The sequence below is a fragment of the Streptomyces sp. NBC_01257 genome, from assembly GCF_035917255.1.
Taxonomy (GTDB): Bacteria; Actinomycetota; Actinomycetes; order Streptomycetales; family Streptomycetaceae; genus Streptomyces.
This window is the reverse complement of the sequence record NZ_CP108472.1, coordinates 3,148,074-3,160,755: the sequence shown is the minus strand read 5'-3', so window position 1 is coordinate 3,160,755 and position 12,682 is coordinate 3,148,074. Positions and strand designations below refer to the sequence as shown.

The window sequence follows — 12,682 nt, the reverse complement described above, 5'->3', positions numbered from 1 at the left end:
GTGTCCCGCGGCCGCCGGGCGCTGCGCGCGATGTCCGTGGCCATCCGTAGACTGGGCCCCGTGAGTGAGCCCCGCCCTTCCGACCGGCACGACGCGTCCGACTCCGACGAGACCTTCGCGGAGATCGTCGACGAAGCGACCCAGCGCGACCCCGACCTGGCGGTGATCGAGGCCGGGAGCCGTACGCTGCGCGCCGCCTCCGGTCCGCCCCAGGGGGACGAGGTCCCCGCCCGCCCCGCCGATCCGGAGGTGGACAAGGCGCTGCGCGCGGTGGAGCAGGAGCTCGCCGGGCGCTGGGGCGAGACCAAGCTGGAGCCGTCCGTCGCGCGCATCGCCGCGCTGATGGACGTGCTCGGCGAGCCGCAGCGCGCCTACCCCTCCATCCACATCACCGGGACCAACGGCAAGACGAGCACCGCCCGCATGATCGAGGCCCTGCTCGGCGCCTTCGACCTGCGGACCGGCCGCTACACCTCGCCGCACGTCCAGTCGATCACCGAGCGGATCAGCCTGGACGGCTCCCCGATGGACCCCGAGCGGTTCGTCGAGACGTACCAGGACATCAAGCCGTACGTCGAGATGGTCGACGCGCAGCAGCCCTACCGGCTGTCCTTCTTCGAGGTGCTCACCGGCATGGCGTACGCGGCCTTCGCGGACGCGCCGGTCGATGTCGCCGTCGTCGAGGTCGGCATGGGCGGCAGCTGGGACGCGACCAACGTGATCGACTCCTCGGTCGCCGTCGTCACGCCGATCTCCCTGGACCACACCGACCGGCTGGGCTCCACGCCCGGTGAGATCGCGGTGGAGAAGTCCGGGATCATCAAGCAGGGCGCGACGGTCATCCTGGCCCAGCAGCCCGTCGACGCCGCCCAGGTGATGCTGAAGAAGGCCGTCGAGGTCGACGCGACCGTGGCCCGCGAGGGCATGGAGTTCGGCGTCGTCTCCCGGGAGATCGCGGTCGGCGGCCAGCTGCTGACGCTGCGCGGTCTCGGCGGTGAGTACGACAACATCTTCCTTCCGCTGTACGGCGCCCACCAGGCACGCAACGCGGTGGTGGCGCTCTGCGCCGTCGAGGCGTTCTTCGGCATCGGAGCCGAGCAGACCGGATCGCTCGACGCCGACATCATCCGCAAGGCCTTCGCCGCGGTGATCTCGCCGGGCCGCCTCGAAGTCGTCCGCTCCAGCCCTACCGTCGTCCTGGACGCCGCGCACAACCCGGCCGGCGCCCTCGCCACCGCCGAGGGGCTCTCCGAGGCCTTCGGCTTCTCCCGGCTGATCGGTGTGGTCGGGGCCAGCGGCGACAAGGACGTCCGCGGGCTCCTGGAGGCCTTCGAGCCGATCTTCGCCGAGGTCGTCGTCACCCAGAACTCCAGCGGCCGCGCGATGGACGCGGACGAGCTCGCCGCGGTCGCCGTCGAGGTCTTCGGCAACGACCGGGTCCAGGTGGAGCCCCGTCTGGACGACGCGCTGGAGGCGGCGATCACCCTCGCCGAGGAAGAGGACGAGTACGCGGGCGCCGGGGTGCTGGTGACCGGATCCGTGATCACGGTCGGCGAGGCCCGGCTGCTTCTGGGAAGGGGCTGACCGGCATGCGGACGCTCTGCGCATCGACGCTGATCGGTGAGTTCTTCGTGATCGGGTTCGCCGGACTCGTCGCGATGAAGTCCGACGACCTGACGTCCGCCACGGTCTGGACGGTCTGCGGCATCGGCATGCTGCTCTCCGTGCTGCTCTGCGGGATGATCACCCGCCCCGGCGGCATACAGCTTGGCTGGGCGCTCCAGATCGCGCTGGTCGTCAGCGGCTTCGTGGTCCCGATGATGTTCATCCTCGGACTGGTCTTCGGCGGGCTGTGGTGGGCCTCGGTGCACTACGGCCGCAAGATCGACGAGGTGAAGGCCCGGTGGGCCGCGCAGGAGGCGGCGCAGACACCGGCCGGCTGATCCGGGTGCCGGGCCGCGACACACCCGGCATGCGGAGTACCGGCCCGGCGGCCAAACCCGGGCGCCGGCCCGTCACCGCACCCCTGTAACCTCGCTTCACCGCACCCGTATGCCTGCAAGGAGCCGCACATGACCCAGCGCACCCTCGTTCTTCTCAAGCCCGACGCCGTCCGTCGCGGTCTGGTCGGCGAAATCGTCGGCCGCATCGAGCGCAAGGCCGGCTGGAAGATCACGGCGCTGGAGCTGCGTACCCTCGACCGCGCCACCCTGGAGCAGCACTACGCCGAGCACGTCGGGCGCCCGTTCTACGAGCCGCTCGTCGAGTTCATGCAGTCCGGCCCGGTCGTCGCGCTGGTCGCCGAGGGCGAGCGGGTCATCGAGGGCGTCCGCGCCCTGGCGGGTCCCACCGACCCGATCGCCGCCGCGCCCGGATCGATCCGTGGCGACTTCGGCACCATCACCCGGGAGAACCTCATCCACGCCTCGGACTCCGAGGAGTCCGCGGAGCGAGAAATGAAGCTGTTCTTTCCGGGACTTTCCTGACCTCGGATCAGCCGAACAGCGCTCATGACCTGGGGCGACCGAAGTAATTCGGTCGCCCTTCGGCATAGGGTCCCGGATCGCGGGAACGCATCACCCCGACGTAACGTCACCATGAGTGGAACGGCCACCCGTTCTGCTCAGCATGGCGAAGGACCCTCGCGCTGTGTCGGTGTATCCGGCACTACGATGGAAGCTTCCACGCCCGCAGCGCTCACCTCGCCTACCAAAACAAGCCATCACCGCTTTCGCTTGGGAAGGCCCGACGCATCCTCATGGGGAACAAGGGGAACTCAATGTCGTTCATCGGCCGTGACATGGCTATCGACCTCGGGACTGCCAACACGCTGGTGTACGTCAGGGGGCGCGGCATCGTTCTGAACGAGCCGTCCGTCGTGGCCATCAACACCAACACCGGCGGCATCCTCGCGGTCGGCGCCGAGGCCAAGAAGATGATCGGCCGTACACCGGGCAACATCGTTGCCGTACGGCCCCTGAAGGACGGCGTGATCGCCGACTTCGAGATCACGGAGCGGATGCTCCGCTACTTCATCCTGAAGATCCACAAGCGCCGCTACCTGGCCCGCCCGCGGGTCGTCGTCTGCGTGCCCTCCGGCATCACCGGGGTCGAGCGACGCGCCGTCATCGAGGCGTCGACGCAGGCCGGCGCCCGTCAGGTGCACATCATCGAGGAGCCCATGGCGGCGGCCATCGGCTCGGGCCTGCCGGTCCACGAGGCCACCGGCAACATGGTCGTCGACATCGGTGGCGGCACCACCGAGGTCGCGGTCATCTCGCTCGGCGGAATCGTCACTGCCCAGTCGATCCGGGTCGCCGGTGACGAACTGGACAACGCGATCATCCAGCACATCAAGAAGGAGTACTCGCTCCTGCTCGGTGAGCGCACCGCCGAACAGATCAAGATCACCATCGGTTCGGCGTTCGAGCTGGAGAAGGACGAGCACACCGAGATCCGGGGCCGCGACCTCGTCTCGGGGCTGCCCAAGACCGTGGTCATCTCCGCCACCGAGGTCCGCAAGGCCATCGAGGAGCCGGTCAACGCGATCGTCGACGCGGTCAAGACGACGCTGGACAAGTGCCCGCCGGAGCTCTCCGGCGACGTCATGGACCGCGGCATCGTCCTGACCGGTGGCGGCGCGCTGCTGCGCGGCCTGGACGAGCGGCTGCGCCACGAGACGGGCATGCCGATCCACATCGCCGAGGACCCGCTGGACTCCGTCGCACTCGGATCCGGCAAGTGCGTCGAGGAGTTCGAGGCGCTCCAGCAGGTGCTGGACGCCCAGCCCCGGCGCTAGAAAATTCCACGGCCCTCCGCGCGGACGCTGCCGCTCCGCGCGGAGGATCGTTGATATACAGGCACGAACATTCCTACGAGGAAGGCACGGCCGCCGCACGTGAGGGACACACGAGAGAGCCGGCTGCTCCTGGTGCTGCTGATCGCCATCGCATTCGCACTGATCACGGTGGATATCCGCGGCGGCGAGGCGTCACCGGTGGACGGCGCCCGGCAGGCCGCCGCCACGGTCTTCGGACCGGTGGAGAACGGCGTGGCGGCAGCCGTCGACCCGGTGGGCAACGCCATAGGGGCGGTACGCGCCTCCGGCACCCGCCACGACAAGATCGCCGCGCTGGAGAAGCAGAACGCCGAGCTCAAGGCCCGGCTGGGCAGCGACGACCGCAACCGCAGCCGGGTCCGCGAGCTCGACAAGATGCTCAAGAAGTCCGATGCCGGCCAGTACGGCATCAAGGCCGCCGAGGTCATCGCCATAGGGCCCGCCCAGGGCTTCTCCTGGACGGTCACCATCGACGCCGGCTCCAAGGACGGCCTCAAGCGCGACATGACCGTACTCAACGGTGACGGACTCGTCGGCCGCGTCACCACCGTCGGCCCGGACACCGCGACGGTGCTCCTGGCCAACGACCCCGACTTCACCGTCGGCACCCGGATGGAGTCCACCGACGAACTCGGCTTCGCCACCGGCCAGGGCTCGCGCCCGCTGTCCGTCCAGTTCCTGAACGGCAAGGCCAAGGTGAAGAAGGGCGACCGCCTCGTCACGTTCGGGTCCAGCAAGGACAAGCCGTTCGTGCCCGGCGTCCCGGTCGGCGAGGTCGTCCGGGTCGACCCGTCCGGCGGCGACCTGACCCGAACGGTCTACGTCCAGCCGTACGTCGGCTTCACCAAGCTCGACATCGTCGGCATCGTCGTCCAGGCACCGCGCGAGGACCCCCGCGACACGGTCCTGCCGAAGAAGCCCGTCAAGGCGGCCAAGCCGAAGCCCACCCCGACCGTCACCGTCACCATCTCGCCCAACGGCGACCTCGTCGACACCAACGGCAACGTCGTCGGGAACATCCACGAGAGCGCGGACCCCAGCGGCAGCCCGAGCCCCAGCGGGAACGCCACACCGAACGCCGACAACGCGGTAAACGAACAGAGGTAGAGCTGATCCCCATGCACGTCAACCGGACTCTGCTCTCCATCGTTCTGGTCGTGATCGCCCTCGTCGTCCAGGTCTCCGTCCTCGCCCGGCTCCAGCTCCCCGGCGCCGTACCCGATCTGCTGCTCATGGTCGTCCTCGGCCTGGCCTTCGTGTACGGGCACGTCAGCGGGGCCCTCATCGGCTTCGGTGCGGGTCTCCTCGCCGACCTGGCACCCCCGGCGGACCACGCCGCGGGGCGCTACGCCCTGGTCCTGTGCGTCATCGGCTACCTCGCCGGACTGGCCCGGCCGGAGAACGGCCAGCTCAAGTCCGCGTTCCTGCCGATGGCCGTGGTCGTCGCCGCGGCCATCGGCTCGACCCTGCTGTACGCGGGCGTCGGCGCCCTCGTCGGTGACACGGCGGCCCGCCATGTGGGTCTGGGCAGCCTGCTGTTCACCGCGGCCGTCTACGACCTGCTCCTCGCCCCGTTCACCGTCCCGCTGATCATGGCGATCGCCAGACGCACGGTGAACGACCCGCTCACCGAGTCCTCCTCCGGCCGGGGCGACGTCGCGGCCGGCTGGCTCGCCGCGGGCACCGGGCTGCGGATCGGCAGCCAGCGCGGCGGACTGCGCGTCAAGGCCGCCCGCAACCGCGCCGCACGCGCCGGACGGATCAAGGGAGTCAAGCGACTGTGACCCTGCATTGCCCGGGGACCGCCCACCGCGTCCCCAGCCCGACCACCACCGGGGGCGCCCCGTGAGCAACATCCCCGAGACGGGCCGGACCCAGCGGGTCCAGATCCGCCTCATCGTCATCCAGGTCCTCGTCTTCTCCCTGCTGCTCACCCTCGGCGGCCGCCTCTGGTACCTCCAGATCCGCAACGGCCAGGAGTACTCGGACGAGGCGAAGAACAACCACGTCCAGCAGGTCGTCCAGCCCGCCGCCCGCGGCTCCATCCTCGACGCGCGCGGTGTGCCGCTCGCCGACAACGAGACCCGCCTCGTCGTCTCCGCCAGCCGCACCGAGCTGCTGAAGATGGACGACGACGGCCAGGCCGTCCTGACCCGGCTCGCCGAAGTCCTCGACATGAAGCCGAAGGACGTCATCGACAAGGTCCGGCTCTGCGACGCGAAGACCCCGCAGCCCTGCTGGAACGGCTCGCCCTACCAGCCGATCCCCGTCACCGACGAGGCCACCACCCAGCAGGCCCTCCAGATCCGCGAGCGCGCCGAGGACTTCCCCGGCATCACCGCCGAGCCCACCGCCGTCCGCCGCTACGCCGCGCCCGGCAAGGCGAACACCGCCCAGGTCCTCGGCTACCTCTCGCCCGTCACGGACGACGAGATCACCAAGGCCCAGGACAGCGACTCGCCCTACCTGCGCTCCGACCAGGTCGGCCGCTCCGGCCTGGAGCGCACATACGACAAGGAACTGCGCGGCAAGGCGGGCGTCACCCGCTACGAGGTCGACAACCTCGGCCGGGTCATCGGCCAGGCCAAGAACGACAAGGCCGAGGCCGGCGCGAGCGTCGTCACCTCCATCGACGCCCGGGTGCAGGCCGTCGCCGAGTACGAGCTCAACCAGGCCATGAAGACGGCCCGCAAGGAGTTCGACACCAACACCGGTACGAACTACAAGGCCGACTCCGGCGCAGTCGTCGTCATGGAGGCCAAGACCGGCCGGGTCGTCTCCATGGCCTCGCTGCCCAGCTACGACCCGAACGCCTGGGTCGGCGGCATCTCCGGCAAGGACTACGCGAAGCTGACGGGCAAGAACTCCAACTTCCCGCTGCTGAACCGGGCCATCCAGGGCCAGGCCGCCCCCGGCTCCATCTTCAAGGTCATCTCCTCGACCGCCGCGGTCAACGCCGGATACCCCTTCGACGGCAACTACCCCTGCCCCAGCTCGTACTCCATCGGCGGACAGACCTTCAAGAACTTCGAGTCCCAGGGCTACGGCAACATCACCATCGGCCGCGCCCTGGAGGTCTCCTGCGACACCGTGTACTACGGCATCGCGCACAAGGAGTGGCAGAAGGACGGCGGCAACAGCCCCAAGAAGAAGCCCAACGACTGGTTCTACAAGACCGCCCACCAGTTCGGTCTCGGCAAGGAGACCGGCATCGACCTCCCCAACGAGGTCAGCGGCCGGGTCCCGGACCGTGAGTGGAAGAAGAACTTCGCCAAGGCCAACCACGACGCCTGGTGCAAGCAGGGCAAGAAGGGCGGCACGTACGTCGAGCAGATCGCGTACGAGAACTGCCTCGAAGGCGACAAGATGCGCGCCGGTGACTCCGTCAACTACTCGATCGGCCAGGGCGACACCCTCGTCACCCCGATCCAGATGGCGACCATCTACGCGGCCATCTCCAACGGCGGCACGCTCTACGACCCCACCGTCGGCAAGGCGATCGTCAGCGGCGACGGCAGGACGGTCGAGGAGATCGAGCCGAAGTCGCACGGCAAGCTGCCCTTCACCAAGAAGACGCGCAACGAAATAGACGAAGCCCTCGCGGGTGTCGCGACCCGCGGCTCCGCCGCCTGGCGATTCGGCGGCTGGCCGCAGGACAAGATCCCGATGCACGCCAAGACGGGCACGGCCGAGGTCTACGGCAAGCAGACGACCTCCTGGTTCGCCACGTACACCAAGGACTACTCGATCGTCATGACGATCTCCCAGGGCGGTACGGGTTCCGGAGCGTCCGGGCCCGCCGTCCGCAACATCTACAACGCGCTCTACGGCCTCGACGCCTCGGGCAAGCAGGACCTCAAGAAGGCCCTGCTGCCGGCGCCGCAGAAGTCCCTGCCGAAGATCCAGACGGACGGCACCATCGACGCTCCGAAGGTCAAGCCCTACGACCCCGAGTCGCAGAAGCCGCCGGGCGAGCAGACGCTGGCAGCGGTGCTGGGGAGGCGTGACTGATGGCCGGTTTCTCCGTCCAGCGCTACGCCCCCGACCGCGGGGCCTGGGGCAGGCTCACCGCCCGTGACTCCGTCGTGCGCCGCCTCGACTGGCCGCTCCTCGGCTCGGCCGTCGCGCTCTCGTTCATCGGCTCGCTGCTCGTCTACTCGGCGACCCGGGGACGCGACTCGCTCACCCACGGCGATCCGTACTACTTCCTCTTCCGCCACGCCCTCAACACGGGCATCGGCTTCGCCCTGATGGTCGGCACGATCTGGCTCGGCCACCGCACCCTGCGCGGCGCGGTGCCGATCCTCTACGGGCTGTCCGTCCTCCTCGTGATGGCGGTCCTCACCCCGCTGGGCGCCACCGTCAACGGCGCCCACGCCTGGATCCTGCTGCCCGGCGGCTTCTCCCTGCAGCCCTCCGAGTTCACCAAGATCACGATTATTCTCGGCATGGCGATGCTGCTCGCCGAACGCGTCGACGCGGGCGACCAGCTGCACCCCGACCACCGCACCGTCGCCAAGGCCCTCGGCCTCGCGGCGCTCCCGATGGCCGTCGTCATGGGGATGCCGGACCTCGGCTCCGTGATGGTCATGGTCGTCATCGTGCTCGGCGTACTGCTGGCCTCCGGGGCGTCGAACCGCTGGATCTTCGGCATCCTCGGCGCGGGCGCCGCCGGAGCCGTCGCCATCTGGCAGCTCGGGCTGCTCGACGACTACCAGATCGCCCGCTTCGCGGCCTTCGCCAACCCGGCGCTCGACCCGGCCGGAGTCGGCTACAACACCAACCAGGCCCGCATCGCGATCGGCTCGGGCGGCCTCTCCGGCACCGGCCTCTTCCAGGGCACGCAGACCACCGGCCAGTTCGTCCCCGAGCAGCAGACCGACTTCGTCTTCACCGTCGCCGGTGAGGAACTGGGCTTCCTCGGCGCGGGACTGATCCTCGTCCTGCTCGGCATCGTCCTGTGGCGCGCCTGCCGCATCGCCCGGGAGACCACCGAGCTGTACGGCACGATCGTCGCCGCCGGGATCATCGCCTGGTTCGCCTTCCAGGCCTTCGAGAACATCGGCATGACGCTCGGCATCATGCCGGTCGCCGGACTGCCCCTGCCGTTCGTCTCGTACGGAGGGTCCTCGATGTTCGCCGTCTGGGTGGCGATCGGGCTGCTGCAGTCGATCAGGGTGCAGCGGCCGATGTCGGCGTGAGCCGTGGCAGGCCCACTGCCCATGCGCGGACATCACGTCTAGATTCGATTCATGGCGGACTCGAAGCGTGAGATCGAGCGTAAGTACGAAGCCACCGGCACCACCCGGCTGCCCGACCTCGGCCGGGTGGCCGGGGTCGCGGCCGTCGAACAGCGGGGCGTCATGGAACTCGACGCCGTCTACTACGACACCGAGGACTTCCGGCTCGCGGCCGGCTCCCTGACCCTGCGCCGCCGCACCGGCGGGGACGACGCCGGGTGGCATCTGAAGCTCCCGGTGGCCTCCGGCATCCGCGACGAGATCGGCGCCCCGCTCTCCGACACCCTGCCGCCCGCCCTCGCCGCGCTGATCCGCTCCCGGGTCAGGGACGCCGCCGTCGTCCCCGTCGTACGGCTCCGCTCCGCCCGCGACGTCCACCTGCTCAGCGGGGCGGACGGGGTGCCCCTGGCCGAACTGAGCGTGGACGAGGTGCGGGCCGAGCGGCTGCACGGCGGCCGCCGCAGCACCGCCTGGACCGAGATCGAGGTCGAGCTCGCCGACGACGGGGACCCGGCCTTCCTCGACGCCGTCGAGAAGCGGCTGCGCAAGGGCGGGATACGGCCCTCCGCGTCCCCCTCCAAACTCTCCCGTGCCCTCGCGGAGACGGCGCCGAAGAGGGAGCGGCGGCGTGAGCCCGTCGCGCCCCCGGGCACCGCGGGGGATCACGTGCTCGCCTACGTACGCCGTCAGGTCACCGCGATCGTCGCCCTCGACCCGGCCGTCCGCCGGGGGCTGCCCGACTCCGTGCACCGCATGCGGGTCGCCACCCGGCGGCTGCGCAGCGCTCTGCGGACGTACCGCAAGGTCCTCGACCGGAGCGTCACCGGACCCGTCGGCGATGAACTGAAGTGGCTCGCGGGGGAGCTCGGTGTCGACCGTGACCAGGAGGTCCTCGACGCGCGGCTGCTCGCCCGGCTCGACGCGCTGCCGCGCACCCTGGTCCTCGGCCCGGTCCGTGCGCGGCTGAAGGTGTGGTCGGTGGCCAGGCGCAGCGGCTCCCGCCGGCGGACCGTCGCCGTGCTCGACGGCGCCCGCTACCTGGCGCTGCTGCACGCCCTGGACACGCTCCTCGCCGTCCCGCCCCTGCTGCCGGCCGCCGCCGCCCCGCCCGGCAAGGTGCTCGCCCGGGCCGTGCACAAGGACCACCGGCGCCTGGCCGCCCGCATCGGCCGGGCAGCCGCCCTTCCGCCGGGACCGGACCGCGACCTCGCCCTGCACGACGCCCGCAAGGCGGCGAAGCGCGCGCGGTACGCGGCGGAGGCGGCCCGTCCCGCACTCGGGAAACCTGCCCGCAAGTCCGCCAAGCGGCTGAAGGCCGTCCAGAGCGTGCTCGGCGACCACCAGGACAGCGTGGTCGCCCGGGACGCCCTGCGCGCCCTCGCCGTCCAGGCGCACGCGGCGGGGGAGGCCTCGTTCACCTGGGGACTGCTGTACGGACGGGAGGAGGCGACGGCCCGGGCGCGCGAGCGGGAACTGCCCGGCGTGTGGGCCAAGGCCTCCCGGGCGGAGATCCGGCCGTAGTTCCGGGCGTGGATCCACGCGGCGCCGGGAGGCTGAGCAGCGCGGTACGCTGGATGGTCACCCCTGCCAGCTCTCGAAAGTTCGCGATGTCTGTCGATTCGGTCTTCCCACAGCTCGAAGCTCTGCTCCCGCATGTGCAGAAGCCCATCCAGTACGTCGGCGGTGAGCTGAACTCCACCGTCAAACCGTGGGACGAATGCGACGTCCGCTGGGCTCTCATGTACCCCGACGCGTACGAGGTCGGACTCCCCAACCAGGGCGTCATGATCCTTTACGAGGTACTCAACGAGCGCCAGGGCGTCCTCGCCGAGCGCACCTACAGCGTCTGGCCGGACCTCGAGGCCCTGATGCGTGAGCACAAGGTGCCGCAGTTCACCGTGGACGCCCACCGGCCGGTCAAGGCGTTCGACGTCTTCGGGCTGAGCTTCTCCACCGAGCTCGGCTACACCAACATGCTCACGGCCCTGGACCTGGCCGGCATCCCGCTGTCCGCCAAGGACCGCGGCCTCGACGACCCGATCGTGCTCGCGGGCGGCCACGCCGCGTTCAACCCCGAGCCGATCGCGGAGTTCATCGACTGCGCGGTCATCGGCGACGGCGAGCAGGCGGTCCTGGAGATCACCGAGATCGTCCGCGCCTGGAAGGCCGAGGGCCGCCCCGGCGGCCGCGAGGAGGTGCTCTTCCGCCTCGCGAGGACCGGTGGGGTGTACGTCCCCGGCTTCTACGACGTGGAGTACCTCCCGGACGGCCGCATCGGCCGCATGGTGCCGAACAAGTCGGGCGTGCCGTGGCGCGTGTCCAAGCACACGGTCATGGACCTCGACGAGTGGCCCTACCCCAAGCAGCCCCTGGTCCCGCTCGCCGAGACCGTCCACGAGCGGATGTCCGTGGAGATCTTCCGCGGCTGCACCCGCGGCTGCCGCTTCTGCCAGGCCGGCATGATCACGCGCCCCGTGCGGGAGCGAAGCATCACCGGCATCGGCGAGATGGTGGAGAAGGGCCTCAAGGCGACCGGCTTCGAGGAAGTGGGCCTGCTCTCGCTCTCCTCCGCGGACCACACCGAGATCGGTGAGATCGCCAAGGGCCTCGCGGACCGCTACACCGAGGACAAGGTCGGCCTCTCGCTGCCCTCCACCCGCGTCGACGCGTTCAACGTGGACCTGGCCAACGAGCTGACCCGCAACGGCCGCCGCTCCGGTCTCACCTTCGCCCCCGAGGGCGGCTCCGAGCGCATGCGCAAGGTCATCAACAAGATGGTCTCGGAGGAGGACCTGATCCGCACGGTCTCCACCGCGTACGGCAACGGCTGGCGCCAGGTGAAGCTGTACTTCATGTGCGGCCTGCCCACCGAGACCGACGAGGACGTCCTGCAGATCGGCGACATGGCGGTCAACGTCATCGCCAAGGGCCGCGAGGTCTCCGGGCAGAACGACATCCGCTGCACCGTCTCCATCGGCGGCTTCGTGCCCAAGCCGCACACCCCCTTCCAGTGGGCCCCGCAGCTCAGCGCCGAGGAGACCGACGCCCGGCTGACCAAGCTCCGGGACAAGATCCGCGGCGACAAGAAGTACGGCCGCTCGATCGGCTTCCGCTACCACGACGGCAAGCCCGGCATCGTCGAGGGCCTGCTCTCCCGCGGCGACCGCCGGGTCGGCTCCGTCATCCGCGCCGTCTACGAGGACGGCGGCCGGTTCGACGGCTGGCGCGAGTACTTCAGCTACGACCTGTGGATGCGGAACGCCGAGAAGACGCTGCCCGCCTTCGGCGTGGACGTCGACTGGTACACCACGCGCGAGCGGACGTACGAGGAGGTCCTGCCCTGGGACCACCTCGACTCCGGTCTCGACAAGGACTGGCTCTGGGAGGACTGGCAGGACTCGCTCGACGAGACCGAGGTCGAGGACTGCCGCTGGACGCCGTGCTTCGACTGCGGTGTGTGCCCCGCGATGCAGACGGAGATCCAGGTCGGCCCGACCGGCAAGAAGCTCCTGCCGCTGACGGTCGTGAAGTAGTTCTGCCGGTGACATGACACCGTCCGGCTCCGGCCGGGTGACAGCTCGATGACGAAGGCCCGTCCGGGAAA

The 12,682-nt window shown here is 70.0% G+C and carries 10 protein-coding genes; all 10 read left to right on the top strand.

All coding sequences use genetic code 11. From position 1 onward, the window contains the following. The first annotated feature begins 60 nt into the window (after positions 1–60). The 10 genes from folC (at position 61) to OG408_RS13385 (ending at position 12,611) form a co-directional block, all read left to right on the top strand. Positions 61–1,584 (top strand): bifunctional tetrahydrofolate synthase/dihydrofolate synthase, encoded by a 1,524-nt coding sequence (folC, locus tag OG408_RS13430; protein WP_266778740.1) that lies wholly within the window; start codon positions 61–63, stop codon positions 1,582–1,584. Positions 1,585–1,589: 5 nt separating this feature from the next. Continuing rightward, the gene (locus OG408_RS13425) at positions 1,590–1,943 is read left to right on the top strand and encodes a DUF4233 domain-containing protein (RefSeq protein ID WP_266778738.1); all 354 of its coding nucleotides are present in this window, start codon (positions 1,590–1,592) and stop codon (positions 1,941–1,943) included. A 129-nt stretch (positions 1,944–2,072) separates the two neighbouring features. Further along, positions 2,073–2,486 carry a nucleoside-diphosphate kinase gene (gene ndk, locus OG408_RS13420; protein ID WP_024492992.1) on the top strand — a complete coding sequence of 138 codons (414 nt, stop codon included), beginning with the start codon at positions 2,073–2,075 and terminating at the stop codon, positions 2,484–2,486. A gap of 293 nt (positions 2,487–2,779) precedes the next feature. Then, the gene (locus tag OG408_RS13415; RefSeq protein ID WP_024492993.1) at positions 2,780–3,799 is read left to right on the top strand and encodes a rod shape-determining protein; all 1,020 of its coding nucleotides are present in this window, start codon (positions 2,780–2,782) and stop codon (positions 3,797–3,799) included. 99 nt (positions 3,800–3,898) lie between these two features. Then, positions 3,899–4,945: a rod shape-determining protein MreC gene (gene mreC / locus OG408_RS13410; RefSeq protein ID WP_266778734.1), complete on the top strand. Its 1,047-nt coding sequence runs from the start codon at positions 3,899–3,901 to the stop codon at positions 4,943–4,945. An 11-nt stretch (positions 4,946–4,956) separates the two neighbouring features. Next, entirely contained in the window at positions 4,957–5,622 is a 666-nt protein-coding gene (gene mreD, locus OG408_RS13405) for a rod shape-determining protein MreD (protein ID WP_266778732.1), read from the top strand. A 61-nt stretch (positions 5,623–5,683) separates the two neighbouring features. Continuing rightward, on the top strand, positions 5,684–7,849 hold the full coding sequence (gene mrdA / locus OG408_RS13400; protein ID WP_266778730.1) for a penicillin-binding protein 2: 2,166 nt from the start codon (positions 5,684–5,686) through the stop codon (positions 7,847–7,849). Further along, a complete protein-coding gene (gene rodA, locus OG408_RS13395) occupies positions 7,849–9,039 on the top strand; it encodes a rod shape-determining protein RodA (RefSeq protein ID WP_326670013.1) in 1,191 nt (396 codons plus the stop codon). Before mrdA ends, rodA begins: the two co-directional genes overlap by 1 nt. Positions 9,040–9,090: 51 nt before the next feature. After that, positions 9,091–10,599: a CYTH and CHAD domain-containing protein gene (locus tag OG408_RS13390; RefSeq protein WP_326670011.1), complete on the top strand. Its 1,509-nt coding sequence runs from the start codon at positions 9,091–9,093 to the stop codon at positions 10,597–10,599. 86 nt (positions 10,600–10,685) lie between these two features. Further along, positions 10,686–12,611, top strand: coding sequence for a TIGR03960 family B12-binding radical SAM protein (locus OG408_RS13385; protein ID WP_266778724.1), 1,926 nt, complete (start codon positions 10,686–10,688; stop codon positions 12,609–12,611). Positions 12,612–12,682 lie beyond the last annotated feature (71 nt).